Genomic DNA, 15,288 nt, shown 5'->3' with positions numbered 1-15,288 from the left:
GCGCTCGGTAGCGTGCACGCGTGAGCGAAAGCTACCCTTCCGCTCTCTTTCCGCTCTTCTTCCAGCCCTTCCTGCCAGTTCTCGACCGCCTGCCCGAGGTGAAGCACGGTGACCCCCGCCCAAACGCTGCAACACCGGACCGACGGATCCGACGACGCGCCGGTACTCGTCCTGGGCCCGGCCCTCGGTACGACCTGGCACATGTGGGACCGGCAGATCCCGGAGCTGACCCGCCACTGGCGGGTGCTCCGGTTCGATCTGCCCGGTCACGGCGGCTCGCCCGCCTACTCCGCCGACTCGGCCACCGCGCTCGCCGAGCGGCTGCTGGCCACCCTCGACGGCCTCGGCATCGAGCGCTTCGGCTACGCGGGCTGCTCCATCGGCGGCGCCCTCGGTATCCAGCTCGCGCTGGCCGCGCCGCAGCGGGTGACCTCCCTGGCGCTGGTCTCCTCCTCGCCGCGCTACGGCACGCCCGACAGCTGGCGCCAGCGCGGCGTCGTCATCCGCACCAACGGCCTGGACCCCATCGCCCGCACCACCCCGGAGCGCTGGTTCACCACCGGCTTCGCCCAGGCGCAGCCCGCCATCGTCGAGTGGGCCGTACAGATGGTGCGGACGACCGACCCGGGCTGCTACATCGCCGCGTGCGAGGCCCTGGCCTCCTTCGACGCCAAGGGCTCGCTGGGCGGCATAGGCGTGCCGACCCTGGTGGTGGCCGGAGCCGAGGACGAGGCCACCCCGCCGGCCGAGGCCCGCGCACTGGTCGCCGGGATCCCGGACGCGCGGCTGGCGATCGTGCCGGGCGCCTCGCACCTGACGCCCGTCGAGCAGCCGGGCGCGGTCACCGATCTGCTCATCCGGCACTTCACCACCACCTGGCAGGAGTCGGCGGCCGGTCCGCCCGCGCCCGCGCCGGTCATCGCGCCCGTCCCGCAGCAGGCCTCCGCCGTGGCGGAGCTGGAGTCCGGCGCGCGTGCCGCGCAGCGCACCGACGCCTTCGACGCGGGCATGAAGGTCCGCCGCGAGGTCCTCGGGGACGCCCATGTGGACCGGGCGACCGAGGAGGCCGACGACTTCACCGGCGACTTCGACAACTTCGTCACGCGCTACGCCTGGGGCGAGGTCTGGACCCGCGGCGGCGTCGACCGTCGCACCCGCTCGGTGATCACGCTGACCGCGCTCACCGCCCGGGGCCACTACGAGGAACTGGCCTTCCACACCCGCGCGGCGCTGCGCAACGGCCTCACGCCCGAGGAGATCAAGGAGGTGCTGTTGCAGACCGCGGTCTACTGCGGGGTGCCCGCGGCGCACTCCGCCTTCGCCGTCGCCCAGCGCGTCATCCGCGCGGAGACCACTCCGGAGGACCGGCGGGCGGCCGAAGAGGACAATGGGCCCCATGGGAACTGACGCGAACGACACTTCGCCGGCCCTCACCAAGAAGGGCCACTCCTGTGTGCGCCTGGAAAAGGGCGGCCGGACGCTGGTCATCGACCCGGGCGGCTTCAGCGAGCGGGACGCGGCACTGGGTGCCGACGTGCTGCTGGTCACCCACGAGCACCCCGACCACTTCGACGAGCTGCGGCTGCGCGCCGCCATGGAGGCCAACCCCGCTGCCGAGATCTGGACGCTGCGCAGCGTCGCCGACCAGATCTCCGGTGCGTTTCCCGGCCGCGTGCACACGGTCGGACACGGCGACACCTTCGAGGCCGCCGGATTCCAGGTCGAGGTGCACGGCGAGCTGCACGCGGTCATCCACCCGGACATCCCGCGCATCACCAACGTCGGCTACGTCGTGGACGGCCTGGTCTTCCACCCCGGTGACGCGCTCACCGTCCCCGAGCGTCCCGTGAAGACCCTGCTGCTGCCGATGCACGCGCCGTGGAACAAGTTCTCCGAGGTCCTCGACTATGTGCGCGCCGTCGGCCCGGCCCACGTCTACGACATCCACGACGGGCTGCTCAACGACAACGGGCTGGCCGTCCTGGGCCGCATGCTGGGCGAGGGCGGCCCCGGCACGGGCGGTGCCGCGCACGGTCATCTGACGCCGGGCGAGAGTGTCGGACTCGCGCGATAGCCTCACTCTCCCGGGGGACGACCCCCGTAACCCCCGACGGAGCCTGTATGCGTATCGCCACCTGGAACATCAACTCGATCACCGCCCGCCTGCCGCGTCTGACGCAGTGGCTGGAGACGGCGCAGCCCGACGTGCTCTGCCTCCAGGAGCTGAAGGTCTCCGAGGAGGCGTTCCCCGACGACGAGCTGCGGGCGCTGGGCTATGAGCCGGTGGTGAACGCCGGCGGCCGGTGGAACGGCGCCGCGGTCCTCTCCCGCGTGGGCGTGGAGGACCCCGTCGCCGGCCTCCCGGAGGTCCCGGAGTACGAGGGCGTGGTGGAGGCCCGCGCGGCGGGGGCCACCTGCGGCGGGGTGCGGGTGTGGTCCGTCTATGTGCCCAACGGGCGCGAGGTGGGGCACCCGCACTACGAGTACAAGCTGGAGTGGCTGGCGGCGCTGCGGGCCACGGTGGAGAAGTCCGCCGCGGGCCCGCGGCCCTTCGCGGTTCTCGGAGACTTCAACATCGCGCCGACCGACGCGGACGTGTGGGACCTCGCCCAGTTCGAGGGCGCCACCCACGTCACCGACCGCGAGCGGGACGCGCTGGCCGCGCTGGAGGGCGCGGGCGTCAAGGACATCCACCCGCGCCCCCTGAAGTACGACGTCCCGTTCACGTACTGGGACTACCGCCAGCTGTGCTTCCCCAAGAACAGGGGCATGCGCATCGATCTGGTCTACGGCAACGAGGCGTTCGGCTCGGCCGTGCGGGACGCCTACGTCGACCGAGAGGCCAGAAAGGGCAAGGGCGCCTCCGACCACGCCCCGGTCGTCGTCGACCTCGACGTGTGACGTCCGCGCCCAGCGACCTCAGCCCTTCAGCTCCCGCAGGTCGATCGACTCGGCCAGCGCCCGCAACCCGGCGTCCCCCGGATGCAGATGATCCCCCGAGTCATATTCGGGGAGCATCCGCGCGGGCCGCGCGGGGTCCCGTACGGCCGCGTCGAAGTCGAGGACACCGTCGAAGTGCCCCGAGTTCGCCCGCACGAAGGCGTTGACGGCGACCCGGCGCGCGTCCACGGTGGGCGTGCAGTCCTTGTAGCCCTCACAGGGCGCGACGGTGGCCACCAGGACGCGCATGCCGCGCTCCCGGGCCCGCGTGGCGATCGCCTTCATGCCGTCTATGACCTCGTCCGCCGAGGTGCCCCACCGCACGTCGTTGATGCCCTCGAAGAGGATCACCGTCTTGGCGCGGGTCTGCGCGAGGACGTCCCGCTCCAGGCGGTGCTGGGCGCTGACGCCCGCCGTGTCGGTGCTGACGCCGTCGCCGGGGTAGCGGTCGGTGACGATGCGGTTGGCGGAGATGCCATGGTTCAGGACGCCGTACTTCGGGACCTCGTCCTGGCCTTGCAGCCGCCGGGCCAGCACATTGGGCCAGCGCGCGTTGGCGCCCTGGGTGGAGCGGACGCCGTCCGTGATGGAGTCGCCGAGGGTGACGACGGACCCGGGCCCGCCCTGGACGTCGATGCCGGTGAGGAAGGGCCACATGCTCAGCGACCGGGTGTAGGCCTCGCCGCCGCTCTCGCCCGTGCGGTCCCCGCTGCCCCCCTCGCTCAGGTACGAGCGCTGGATGGCCTCGCTGTGCACGGGCGCGGCGCTGACCGGGTCCGGCAGATGGATGCTGACCAGCAGGTTCGTGTCGGGCGGTACGTCGAAGCCGACCGGGTCGCTGACCGCTCGGGCCCCCGCCGGAATCCGGGTGCCCGCCTGTCCGCCGTCGAAGGTGAGGCGCACGGGCTTGCCCTTGGTGGCGGCGCCGTCGCGCTGGACGGCGATGGAGGCGTGCCCGATGCGCACGGGTTCGGCGGCGAAGGTGTTCTCCAGCCGGATGCGGGCCCGCGGCCCGCCCGCCGAGGTGTGGACGACCAGCCGCAGTGTCTGGTCCTGCCACAGCCCGGAGCCGGTGTAACCGCCGGTGCTGGCGGACCAGGTGCCGCTCCAGCCGGTGGCCTCATCGCGGACGGCGGCGTCGAAGACGTGCAGATCCGCCCCGGGGCCCGGGTCCTTGGGCAGCTGGACCGAGCTGAGGGTGCGGCCCCGCTCCAGCGGCACGGTGACCGCGTACAGCCGCGCCTTCTCGCCGAGCTGTCCGCCCTCGCGGGCGTTGAGATGGGGCAGGGCGACGGCCTTGGTACTGAGCGGCCCGCCCCGCCAGTCGGCCGCGCCGAGGGTGTAGGAGCCGCGTGAGCCGTCGCTGTAGCGCAGGGAGCCGGTCCCGGTGACGGACTCGCCCGCGCCGTCGGGCGAAGTGGCGGCCACCAGGAAGGAGATGGCGTCCCCGCGCCCGCTCAGCCGCACGTGCTGCCCGTCGGCGCGCACGTTGTCGGGGTCGCCGGGGGAGCGGTCGGGCATGCGCAGCGCGGCCCCGTCGAGGTCGAGGCGGGCGCCGGGCCGCCACCCTGCCGCCGTGAGGTCCTGCGCCGAGAGGGAGCGGCCGGCGCCGTCGAAGTCGGCTGCGCCGGGGCGTGCGTCGTCGCTGACGGCGCGGTTGTCGTAGAGGCGTTCCAGGGGGAGCGGGCGGTGCGCCGTGGAGGCGGCCGGGGCGGCCACGGGTCTGGTCGTATGGTCCTGTGCTGCTGCCGTCAGCGCTGGTCCGGTGGCCGTGGCGGCGGCCACCAGCAGCGTGACGGAGCTGATCCAGAGACGTCTGTGCACGTGATTGCCCTCTCGTAGGACTCCAACACCCTTGTATCCACCCCGGATTCGACCGGGGCTGGGTGAAAGTAGGGAGACGGGAAAGCGGCGTCAAGGTGTCCGGCCGCGCAACCGGGCGGCTCCCCCGCACAGCGCGCCTATGGTGCCGGGGCCCGCGCGGGTGACACGCTGAGCCGTATGCACTTCCCCTTTCTGGACAACTGGCGCAAGAGACGCGGGGACGCAGAAGGAGTCGCGCTGACCGACGCCCTGTCCAGCGACCCGGAGAGCGCCGCGCAACTGCTGTCCGAGTGCGAGCTGCTGCGCGAGCAGGCGAGAGCGGCCGGCCTCGAACTCGACGACTCCGCCGAGTCCTTGGCGGCGCTCGACCAGCTGCCGCCGCACTGGCGCGAGGACCCCGAGGTCTCCCCGTGGCTGGGCAGCGACGCGGGGCTGTACCTGGGTTCGGTGATCGTCCGGACGGTGCCCGGCGCCCGCTGGGTGCAGTGGCCCGACGGGCAGCCGGTGGTGCTGCTGCCGTCCGGGCGGGAAGTGGACGTGCTGGAGGAGGGTGCGGCGTGGGCGGAGACGGGCTCGCCGGAGCTGTCCCAGGCGTACGCGGAGGCCAGCGAGGGCTGAGGCCCCGCCAGGGGTGGCGACGGGGGCTGCGGCGGCCGGTCTCAGGGCTCAGCCCGTGAAGGTGATGCCGTACTCGAGCCGCCAGCGGTCGGCGCGTACGACGATGTCGGAGGTTTCCACGGCGCGCCCGTCCTCGTCGTAGTGGGTGCGCTCGACCGCGGTGACGCACTGCCCGGGGGAGCAGCCCAGGGTCTCGGCCTCGGGGCTGGTGGCGGGGCGTGCGCCGACGAGTTCGACGGCGCGCACCACCCGGATCCCGATGGCGGCCAGCCGGCCGCGGACGCCGCGGCGGGCGTAGGGGCCTCGCTCAGGGCACATGACGTCGGTTCCCTCGGTGATGGCGAGCGGCTCCCAGCTGGTGGCGAGCTGCACGGGGCGGCGGTCGGCAAGATATTCATACTGTGTGCACATCACCGGGTCACCGGGCTCGATGCCGAGCCGCTCGGCGATGCGTTCGGGTGCCCGTGCCGTGCTGGAGGTGGCCTCCCACACGACGGCCGAGGCCTCGGTGCCCGGCTCGGGTACCGGGTGGGGGCCGACGCGCTCGTCGGGGGGTTCACCCGCACGGTTCGCCGCGCCCGCCGGGTCCGGCCCAGCCGCGGGGTCCGCCGCGCGGGCGGCGATACGGGCCGCGAAGGGCGAGTCGACGGCGCCGGTGGAGCGCAGCAGGGTGCCGACCGGCGCGCGGTCCGTGACGAACACCCCGCGCCCGAACTGGCCTTCCGCGTACCCGGCCGACTTGAGCACCCGTACCGCGCGATCCACGGTCTGGTCGCTGGCCTCGTAGGAGCGCTTCAGCTCGGCGCGGGAGGGGATACGGGCCCCGACCGGCAGCGTCCCTTCGTCGATCTGGCGGCGCAGATCGTCGGCGATCCGCTGATACACCGGCCTGGTCTCGTCCTTGTTGCCCATTCCGGGCTCCCCTCTCTCCGGAAGTCTCCGGACTTTCCCTGACTGAGGCCATGGCCTCTGATGTGGGAGCAGGCTAGGTACCCAGGGTCTTCCTTCGTACCTAGGCCTGGATAGCACCCATTTCCTGTTGTATCCCCCTACTGCGTGTCATCCCGGAAGTACCCCATTCGGGCCGATAGTTTCCGGTTTCTATGAAACCGCTGATCGAGCTGCGCGGCGTCAACAAGCACTACGGCGAGCTGCATGTGCTCAGGGACATCAATCTGACCGTGGGCCAGGGGGAGGTCGTGGTCGTCATCGGCCCCTCGGGCTCGGGCAAGTCAACACTGTGCCGGACCATCAACCGTCTGGAGACGGTGGAGTCCGGCACCATCACCCTGGCAGGGCAACCACTCCCCGCCGAGGGAAGGGAACTGGCCAGGCTGCGCACCGAAGTGGGCATGGTCTTCCAGGCCTTCAACCTCTTCGCGCACAAGACGGTGCTGGCGAACGTGATGCTCGCGCCGGTCAAGGTGCGCGGCAAGAAGAAGGACGAGGCGACGACGCGGGCCCGCGAACTCCTCGGCAGGGTCGGCCTGGCCGAGCACGCCGCGAAGTACCCCGCGCAGCTGTCCGGCGGCCAGCAGCAGCGGGTCGCCATCGCGCGGGCACTGGCCATGGACCCGAAGGCGCTGCTGTTCGACGAGCCGACCTCGGCGCTGGACCCGGAGATGATCAGCGAGGTCCTGGAGGTCATGCAGCAGCTGGCCAGGGACGGCATGACGATGGTCGTGGTCACCCACGAGATGGGCTTCGCCCGCTCGGCGGCCAACCGCGTGGTGTTCATGGCGGACGGTCAGATCGTCGAGGACCGCAGCCCCGAGGCCTTCTTCACGGCGCCCGAGAGCGCCCGCGCCAAGGACTTCCTCTCCAAGATCCTCAAGCACTGAGAGGGGGCCGTCATGCGTATCCACACTCCAGGCCGCCTCGCCATGAGAGTCCGCCTCGCCGCGACCGCCCACGTCGCTGTGACCGGCCGCCTCACCGCGGCCGGCCGCCTCGCCGCGACCGTCTCCCTCGTCCTCGCGGTCACCGCCTGCGGCGCCGTCGGCAGCCCTCCGGCGCGCGGCCCCCAGGCCGGCAGGCTGCCGCACTACGCCGTCGACACCGGCTTCTCGCTGCCCTCCTCGCCCACCTGGAAGAGCGCGAAGCAGCGCGGGCAGCTGACCATCGGCGTCAAGGAGGACCAGCCCGGCATGGGCGAGATGAACCCGGCCACCGGCGTCTACTCGGGCTTCGACGTGGAGATCGCCGAGATGCTCGCGGCCTCCCTGGGCTTCGACCCCAAGAGCGGCATCCAGTTCAAGGCCATCGCCTCCGCCAACCGGGAAACCGCCCTCCAGAACGGCCAGATCGACTACTACGTGGGCACCTACACCATCAACCCCGGCCGCAAGAAGCTCGTCGGCTTCGCCGGGCCCTACTACATCGCCGGCCAGAAGCTGCTGGTGCGGGCCGGTGAGAAGCGGCTGCGGGGACCGCGGGACATGTCCGGGAAGAAGATCTGCTCGGCCGTGGGCTCCACCCCGCTCCAGCGCATCCAGGACGACTACCCGCGCGCCGTGCCCGTCGCTTACGACAGCTATGCGATCTGCGTCGACAACCTGCTCAACAACCAGGTCGACGCCGTCACCACCGACGACACGATCCTGCTCGGCTACGCGGCCAAGGACCCCCGGCACCTCAAGGTCGTCGGCAAGGCGTTCTCCGAGGAGCCCTACGGCGTCGGCGTCCCGCGCACCGACCGCGCGCTCGCCCGGGCGCTCGACAAGGCGATCACCGCGCGGGAGCGCGATGGCGACTGGAAGCGGGCCTACGACGTCACGCTCGGCCTCTCCGGTGTGCCCGCGCCCAAGCCTCCCCGCATCGATCGCGCGCTGACGAGCTGAGAGGAAGCGAGCGCCTCCATGGACGTACTGACACAGAATTTCTCCCTCTACGGCGAGGGCTTTCTCGGCACCCTGAGACTCACCTTCTACTCCTCGCTGCTGGCCCTCGCCGTGGGGGTGATCATGGCGGGCTTCCGGGTGGCCCCCGTGGCGGCGCTGCGCTGGGTGGGCACCGTCTGGGTGACGGTGTTGCGCAACACTCCGCTCACGCTGCTGTTCTTCGCGATGCTGCTGGGGCTGCCGCGCTTCGGCGTCGAGCTGCCGTTCGAGCTGTTCGCGGTGCTGGCGCTGGGCTGCTACACCTCCTCCTTCATCTGCGAGGCGGTGCGCTCGGGCATCAACACCGTGCCGCTCGGCCAGGGCGAGGCGGCCCGCTGCCTGGGCATGACCTTCGGTCAGACGCTGAGCACGGTGGTGCTGCCGCAGGCGCTCCGCACCGTCATCGCCCCGGTGGGCTCCACGCTCATCGCGCTCGCCAAGAACTCCGCGATCGCGGGTTCCTTCAGCGTCGTCGAGCTGCTGAGCACCTACAAGACGCTCAACGAGAACGGCTACAGCGTCATCTGGAGCTTCGTCTGGATCGCGCTCGGCTATCTGATCCTGACCCTCGCCATCAGCGCGCTCTTCCATGCGATGGAACGGCGCTGGGGAGCCGCCCGATGACCACGCCCGCCTCCTCGCCGTCGCCCGGCTCACCGGGCTCCCCCGGATCCCCCGGCCCGTCAGGCGCTTCCGGCGCCCCGGCGGCCTCCGTACGCTCCCCGAAGCGGGCGCCGCGGAACAGTTCCTCCGCGCTCTACGACATCCCCGGGCCGCGCGCCCGCGCCCGGCACCTGGGCTACGGGCTGCTCGCCACGCTCGCGCTCGCGGTGCTGGCGGCGTGGGTGATCTATCTCCTTGTCGATACGGGTCAGTTCTCGTACGTCAAATGGCGGCCCTTCGGCTACGAGGGCATCCAGGAACTGCTGCTGCGGGGCCTGGGAAACACGCTCAAGGCATTCGCCATGGCCGCCGTGCTCGCGCTGGCGCTCGGCGGGGTGCTGGCCGCCGGGCGGCTGTCGGAGCACGCGCCCGTGCGGTGGGTGAGCACGCTGCTGGTGGAGTTCTTCCGGGCCATGCCCGTGCTGGTGATGATCTTCTTCATCTTCGTCGCCCTCCAGATCCAGCCGCTGCCCGCGCTCGTGGCCGGGCTGACCCTCTACAACGGCTCCGTCCTCGCCGAGGTCTTCCGCTCCGGGGTGCGCTCCGTGGACCGGGGCCAGCGCGAGGCGGCCTACGCGCTGGGCATGCGCAAGACCCAGGTGATGACCCTCGTCCTGGTGCCGCAGGCGGTACGGGCCATGCTGCCGACGATCATCAGCCAGCTCGTCGTCGCGCTGAAGGACACCTCGCTGGGATACCTGATCACCTACGAGGAGTTCCTGCACGCCGGGCGGCTGATCGCGATCAACATGGACTACACGATGCCGTTCATCCCCGTCGTCATCGTGATCTCGGCGATCTACATCGGCCTGTGCATGCTCCTGAGCTGGTTCGCGACCTGGGTGGCCCGGCGCGAGCGGGGCAACGTCAAGAACGAGGCCGTCGCCGTCGCCCCCGCCGCGGCGGGCCCCACGATGCCCGGCGGCCGGGGACCGGCCTGACTCCCACCGGCCCGGCCCCCCGGCGGATGCCTCACAGCGCGCGGTGGCCGCCCCTGCGGGGGGTCGTGGCCGCGCGGGTCACATCGGCGAGCAGCTCCACCACGTCGGGGCCGTACGCCTGGGAGTTGACGACCTTCAGCAGCAGACAGAAGTTGCCGTTCTGTCCGTGCTTACGGGCGAGCCGCACATGGTTGCGGGCCAGATAGCGGGCCGCCGCCTGATTGGTGATCGAGCGCTGCCCGCAGATCAGGAAGACGGGCCGCACGTTCTCGCTCTGGCCCGCCGTCAGCCGGGCGAGCAGCACGTGCTCGGCGGTGCCGTTCTCCAGCCGGTAGCGCTCGCTCCCGATGGCGAAGGCTCCCCGGTCCGGGCCCGGCTCCGCCTCGGTGTTCACCTGCACCCCGGGCAGGAGCGACTGAAGGTGCGCGGCCATACGCCGGTTCGAGACAGGCCCCCCGAGGCAGAACTCCGTACGCTCGCCGAAGCCCTGCTGCGCCGCGTCGTGCGCGACGACGTCGGCGTTGGCGCCGCAGTCCTTGATGAGCGCGGACAGCTCCAGGAGCGCGAACACGTCGTTGCGGGCGACCGCCCATTCGCTGGTCCCCGCGTCCCTGTTGACCACGAGCAGACACTCGGAGTGCTCCGGCATCCCGAAGAACCGCTGCTTACGGCGCAGCCTGCGCCGCCACAGGTACGTACGCGCGAACCAGCCCGCTGTCGCGGTGACCGCCGCGGCTATGACGCCCAGCACGATCTCCCGGAGGTAGTCATCCATGACGCGGCAGCGTAAGCCCTGCCGGGCAGGGTGACCTCGCTGGGATTGGTGGCCGCCCCATTTGTGCCTCACGGCCCTGGTGGGCCGGTGGAGGCCGACGGGGTTGCCGCCGCCGTCCGTGGCGGTACGTCTCGGCCCTTCCGGGCCGGTGGGAGCCGATGGCTGTCGCCCCGACCGTGGTGGTACTGACGCATCCGCATCAAGCGGGCTACGCTGACGCGGATCATCGCCAAGGAGGTCCCGGATGACACCCCCTGACGCCCAACGCCGCGACGGCGACGGCGCCCCTTTCTCCCGCCGCGACGCTGGGTCGTCCCCCTCTTCGCGCCATCGCGCCGGAACGTCCTCCTCTTCCCGCCGCGACGGCGGGACGCCCGGCGGCGGTGACCGGCGGTCGGGCACCGGTGCGAGGCGGGTACGTGCGCGGTGGGCCGCCGGGCTGGGGGTTACCGCTCTCATGGGCGGGCTTCTCGGGGCCGCGCCCGCCGCTCCCGCCGCAAGCGGGGGGAACCAAGGAGACGGACCCGTCAAGGCCCCCGTCGCCACCGGTTACGGGGGCGCCGTGTCAAGTGTTGACGCCGACGCCTCCGCGGCCGGCATCGAGGTGCTCAAGCGTGGCGGGACCGCCGCCGACGCCGCCGTGGCGACGGCGGCTGCGCTCGGGGTGACGGAGCCGTACTCCGCGGGGGTCGGCGGGGGCGGGTACTTCGTGTATTACGACGCGGCCACCCGCAAGGTGCACACCATCGACGGCCGCGAGAAGGCCCCGCTCAGCGCGGACAAGGATCTGCTCACCGAGGACGGGAAGGCGATTCCCTTCGAGGAGGCGGTCACCAGCGGCCTCGGCGTCGGGACGCCGGGCACCCCGGCGACGTGGGACACGGCCCTGCGCGAGTACGGCAACAAGTCGCTGGAGCAGGCGCTGAAGCCGGCCACGCGGCTGGCGCGCCAAGGGTTCACCGTGGATGAGACCTTCCGCAAGCAGACGGCCGACAACGAGGCGCGGTTCCGGGACTTCCCGGCGACCGCCGACCTCTTCCTGCCGGGCGGCAAGCTCCCCGAGGCGGGCTCGACCCTCAAGAACCCCGATCTGGCCCGCACCTACGAGGAGCTGTCCCGCAAGGGCACCGACGCGCTCTACAAGGGCGAGCTGGGCCGCGACCTCGTGCGGACCGTACGCAAGCCCCCGGTCGCCGACGGCGCGAGCCGCACCGTGCGGCCCGGGGACATGACGGCGAAGGACCTCAAGGCGTACGCGACGCGCTCGCAGAAGCCGACGCGTACCGACTACCGGGGCCTGGACGTGTACGGGATGGCGCCCTCGTCCTCGGGCGGCACCAGCGTGGCCGAGGCGCTGAACATCCTGGAGCGCGGCGATCTGCGCGGCATGAGCGAGAAGCAGTACCTGCACCGGTATCTGGAGGCGAGCCGTATCGCCTTCGCCGACCGTGGCCGCTGGGTGGGCGACCCCTCCCAGGAGGACGTGCCCACCAAGGAACTGGTCTCGCAGCGCTTCGCGGACTCCCGCGCCTGCCTGATCGACGACGGCAAGGCCCTCAAGAGCCCGCTGGCGCCCGGCGATCCGCGCGATCCGCAGCAGTGCGACGAGGGCGACAAGGACGAGCGGGCCGCCACCACCTACGAGGGGGAGAACACCACGCATCTGACGGCGTCCGACAAGTGGGGCAACGTCGTCGCCTACACCCTCACCATCGAGCAGACCGGCGGCAGCGGCATCACCGTGCCGGGCCGCGGCTTCCTGCTGAACAACGAGCTGACGGATTTCTCCGCCGTGCCCGCCACGCCCGGCGCGCACGACCCGAACCTGCCGGGCCCCGGCAAGCGGCCCCGCTCCTCGATGTCCCCGACGGTGGTGCTCAAGGGCGGCAAGCCGGTGCTGGCGCTGGGCTCCCCGGGCGGCGCGACGATCATCACGACCGTGCTCCAGACGCTTCTCAACCATCTGGACCGTGGCATGCCGCTGGTCGACGCCATCGCGGCGCCGCGTGCCAGTCAGCGCAACGCCGCGCAGACCGAGATGGAGCCGAAGCTGATGGACAGCAAGGTGCGCGGTCAACTGGAGGCGCTGGGGCACTCGTTCAAGAGCAACCCGGAGATCGGCGCGGCCACCGGCATCCAGCGGCTGCCCGGTGGGCGCTGGCGGGCGGCGGCCGAGACCGACCGGCGTGGCGGCGGCTCGGCGATGGTCGTCCACCCGACGGGCGGCTGAGACGCCCGCCGGGGCTTTGACCCGAGTTGCCGCCGGGGCGGTGGCCGCAGGTCTCACGCGGCCACCGTCACGGCGTTCACCGCCGGGGTGCGCAGGGTGCGGCGGGCTGTCGCGACGACGGTGACCAAGGTGGCCGCCGCCGCGACGGCCGCCGTGCCGGCGAAGACGCCGGGGATGCTGCCGGGCAGGGACACGCTGTCGGTGCGGGCCGCGTGGAAGACCAGCGTGCCGCTCAGCCCGGCCACCGTGCCGAAGAAGACACCGACCGCCGTGAGCAGGGCGCCTTCGACTCCGACCGTACGCAGGACCTGGCGCGGGGTGGCCCCGGCCAGCCGCTGGCGGCCGAACTCGCCGCCGCGGTACGTCGTCGACGCGTACAGGGTGTTGATCAGCATGACGCAGCAGAAGACGCCGATGATCCCGACGACGACGAGGTTGACCGTCTCCAGGTTCTTGTCCTCGACCGTGCGGGTGAGCCCGGACGCGTCGATCACCGCGTTGTTGATCAGCTGCATGGACACCGTCGCGGTGGCGATCCCGGTGAACAGGATGAGCGGCATCAGCACCCCGCTCAACTGGGCAGCCCTGCGGCGGGTGTTGAGCACCGCCAGATAGCCACCGGCGCCGGTGAGCGCGGCCACCGGGCGCCCCAGCACGGCCAGCAGCCCACGCATCAGCGCCGGTGCCAGCGTCGCGAAGCCGACCGACAGCATGATCGCGCCATAGCCGGGCGCCGCCATCAGCGCGGGCTCGTCCGAGTCGATCGCGAAGGTCGCCGCGAGGCCGCCGGCGCCCAGGAGCAGGGCCCCGGCTCCCGCGGCGGCGCGCAGCCGTCCCCGGGGAGCCTTCGCACCGGCCAGGGCGCGGGTGGCGCGGCGTACGGCGAGGAAGGAGGCACCCACGGCGGCCAGCAGGGTGATGGACAGACCCGCGGAGACCCCGACCGGCCCGAACACCGGGTCGACGCTGTCCGCGACCTGACCGCTGTCCTGGAACATCCACAGCAGCGCCCGCCCGCCGAACATCGCGGGCACCAGTGCCAGCGCCCAGCCCACGAGTGCGACGACCGCGGCCTCGCCGACCACCATGCGCTTGATCTGCGCCGGGGTGGCGCCGGTGCGCCGCAGCAGGCTGATCTCCGAGGCGCGCTGCCGCACGTTGACGGTGAGCGTGGAGGCGAGCGCGGAGAAGACGAGCAGGGTGCCGTAGCCGCCGACGACGCTCGCGGAGAGCGTCAGCGTCTCCTCGCCGGCGGCGTCGATCCCGGCCGTGCCGGCCGTGTCGTGCAGCGAGTTGAACGCCATGGTGATCGTCGCGCCCAGGAAGGCCGCCAGCAGCGTGGCGACGAACCGGCCCGGACGCTTGCGCACGGAGCGCAGGGCCAGGGAGAACATGTCAGGCTCCGAAGGGCTGGGCAGGGGCGGTGGGAGAGGTCGCGGAGGCCGGGATGGCCGTGGACGTCGAACGGGGGTCGGCGGGGCGCTGCGCTGCCGGTGCTTCCAGGGCGTCGCCCAGGTGCGCGAGCCGCTCGGCGACGGCATCGACGGTCGGCGAGGTCAGCACCCCCGCCAGCCGCCCGTCGGCCAGGAACTGCACGGCGTCCGCGTACGAGGCGGCGACCGGGTCGTGGGTCACCATCACGACCGTCCGCCCGAACGCGCGCACCGTCTGCTGGAGCAGGCCCAGCACCTCGCGGGCGCTGCGCATGTCCAGCGCGCCGGTGGGCTCGTCCGCGAAGATCACGTTCGGCTCGGCCACCAGCGCGCGGGCGATGGCGACGCGCTGCTGCTGGCCGCCGGAGAGCTGCTCGGGCAGGTGGCCGAGGCGGTCCCCGAGGCCGACCTGTCCGAGGACCTCGCGGGCATGCCTTCGGTTGACGCGTCGGCCGGCCAGCTTCAGCGGGAGTGTGGTGTTCTCCTCGACGGTGAGCGTCGGCAGGAGGTTGTACTCCTGGAAGATGAAGCCGATCCGCTTGCGCCGGAACTTCGTCAGCTCCGCCTCGCTGCCGCCCGTCATCTCGGCGCCGTCCACCATCACCAGCCCGTGGTCGGGCCGCTCCAGCCCGGCCGCGCACTGGAGCAGCGTGGACTTGCCGGAGCCGGAGGGGCCCATCACGGCGGTGAAGCTGCCGGAGGGCAGGCTCAGCGTCACCTCGTTCAGCGCGGTGACGGCGTTGCCGCCGTCGGCATCCGCGCTGCCGTATACCTTGCTGACCTTGACCAGGCGCAGGGCCTCGGGCGAGTGCGGGCCGCCGGCGGAGCGGGCGTCGAATCGGGCGTCGGTCGCGGTGGGGTACCTCGTGGGCGTCGTCATGCCAATGACGCTACGGAGGGTGCCCGCGCGCCACACTGGCGTCACGCCCCGGACGGGGGTGTCGCTATGTGCACCCGGGCAGCGGGGACTTGAGCCCCGGCCGGG

At 72.2% G+C, this 15,288-nt stretch carries 14 protein-coding genes; 9 read left to right on the top strand and 5 right to left on the bottom strand.

The annotated features are described in order from the left end of the window. The first annotated feature begins 108 nt into the window (after nt 1-108). From pcaDC to OHB04_RS09100, 3 genes are read left to right on the top strand one after another with little or no spacing between them, the layout of a single operon-like run. On the top strand, nt 109-1,407 hold the full coding sequence (gene pcaDC, locus OHB04_RS09110; protein ID WP_326807253.1) for a bifunctional 3-oxoadipate enol-lactonase/4-carboxymuconolactone decarboxylase PcaDC: 1,299 nt from the start codon (nt 109-111) through the stop codon (nt 1,405-1,407). Continuing rightward, nucleotides 1,397-2,074: an MBL fold metallo-hydrolase gene (locus OHB04_RS09105; protein ID WP_326807252.1), complete on the top strand. Its 678-nt coding sequence runs from the start codon at nt 1,397-1,399 to the stop codon at nt 2,072-2,074. Before pcaDC ends, OHB04_RS09105 begins: the two co-directional genes overlap by 11 nt. 47 nt (nt 2,075-2,121) lie before the next feature. Next, nucleotides 2,122-2,901, top strand: a complete 780-nt coding sequence (locus tag OHB04_RS09100) for an exodeoxyribonuclease III (protein WP_326687158.1) — start codon at nt 2,122-2,124, stop codon at nt 2,899-2,901. 18 nt (nt 2,902-2,919) lie between these two features. On the opposite strand, the gene OHB04_RS09095 is transcribed toward OHB04_RS09100, so the two are convergent. Continuing rightward, nucleotides 2,920-4,764: an SGNH/GDSL hydrolase family protein gene (locus OHB04_RS09095; protein ID WP_326807251.1), complete on the bottom strand. Its 1,845-nt coding sequence runs from the start codon at nt 4,762-4,764 to the stop codon at nt 2,920-2,922. Between the two features lie 177 nt (nt 4,765-4,941). Here OHB04_RS09095 and OHB04_RS09090 point away from each other — a divergent pair, with 177 nt between their 5' ends. Next, complete coding sequence (locus OHB04_RS09090; RefSeq protein WP_326687156.1) at nt 4,942-5,382, top strand: DUF6278 family protein; 441 nt, start codon at nt 4,942-4,944, stop codon at nt 5,380-5,382. A gap of 48 nt (nt 5,383-5,430) precedes the next feature. Here OHB04_RS09090 and OHB04_RS09085 read toward each other — a convergent pair whose 3' ends face one another. After that, nucleotides 5,431-6,294, bottom strand: coding sequence for a GntR family transcriptional regulator (locus tag OHB04_RS09085; protein ID WP_326807250.1), 864 nt, complete (start codon nt 6,292-6,294; stop codon nt 5,431-5,433). Between the two features lie 191 nt (nt 6,295-6,485). On the opposite strand from OHB04_RS09085, the gene OHB04_RS09080 reads away from it, so the two are divergent. The 4 genes from OHB04_RS09080 to OHB04_RS09065 are packed head-to-tail and all read left to right on the top strand — an operon-like array spanning nt 6,486 to nt 9,865. Next, complete coding sequence (locus tag OHB04_RS09080) at nt 6,486-7,223, top strand: amino acid ABC transporter ATP-binding protein (protein WP_326687154.1); 738 nt, start codon at nt 6,486-6,488, stop codon at nt 7,221-7,223. A 12-nt stretch (nt 7,224-7,235) separates the two neighbouring features. Beyond that, the gene (locus OHB04_RS09075; protein ID WP_326687153.1) at nt 7,236-8,222 is read left to right on the top strand and encodes a glutamate ABC transporter substrate-binding protein; all 987 of its coding nucleotides are present in this window, start codon (nt 7,236-7,238) and stop codon (nt 8,220-8,222) included. A gap of 18 nt (nt 8,223-8,240) precedes the next feature. Further along, on the top strand, nt 8,241-8,885 hold the full coding sequence (locus tag OHB04_RS09070; RefSeq protein ID WP_326687152.1) for an amino acid ABC transporter permease: 645 nt from the start codon (nt 8,241-8,243) through the stop codon (nt 8,883-8,885). Continuing rightward, a complete protein-coding gene (locus OHB04_RS09065; RefSeq protein WP_326687151.1) occupies nt 8,882-9,865 on the top strand; it encodes an amino acid ABC transporter permease in 984 nt (327 codons plus the stop codon). Before OHB04_RS09070 ends, OHB04_RS09065 begins: the two co-directional genes overlap by 4 nt. 31 nt (nt 9,866-9,896) lie before the next feature. Here OHB04_RS09065 and OHB04_RS09060 read toward each other — a convergent pair whose 3' ends face one another. Beyond that, nucleotides 9,897-10,640 (bottom strand): hypothetical protein, encoded by a 744-nt coding sequence (locus OHB04_RS09060; RefSeq protein WP_326687150.1) that lies wholly within the window; start codon nt 10,638-10,640, stop codon nt 9,897-9,899. A gap of 457 nt (nt 10,641-11,097) precedes the next feature. On the opposite strand from OHB04_RS09060, the gene ggt reads away from it, so the two are divergent. After that, nucleotides 11,098-12,870 carry a gamma-glutamyltransferase gene (gene ggt, locus OHB04_RS09055; RefSeq protein ID WP_326807249.1) on the top strand — a complete coding sequence of 591 codons (1,773 nt, stop codon included), beginning with the start codon at nt 11,098-11,100 and terminating at the stop codon, nt 12,868-12,870. Between the two features lie 53 nt (nt 12,871-12,923). Here ggt and OHB04_RS09050 read toward each other — a convergent pair whose 3' ends face one another. Together OHB04_RS09050 and OHB04_RS09045 are read right to left on the bottom strand one after the other, a co-directional pair. Next, nucleotides 12,924-14,264, bottom strand: a complete 1,341-nt coding sequence (locus tag OHB04_RS09050; protein WP_326807248.1) for an ABC transporter permease — start codon at nt 14,262-14,264, stop codon at nt 12,924-12,926. A gap of 1 nt (nt 14,265) precedes the next feature. Continuing rightward, a complete protein-coding gene (locus OHB04_RS09045) occupies nt 14,266-15,183 on the bottom strand; it encodes an ABC transporter ATP-binding protein (RefSeq protein WP_326807247.1) in 918 nt (305 codons plus the stop codon). Between the last annotated feature and the right edge of the window lie 105 nt (nt 15,184-15,288).

This window comes from Streptomyces sp. NBC_01775, from assembly GCF_035917675.1.
Taxonomy (GTDB): Bacteria; Actinomycetota; Actinomycetes; order Streptomycetales; family Streptomycetaceae; genus Streptomyces.
This window is presented reverse-complemented; position numbering and strand designations above follow the sequence as displayed.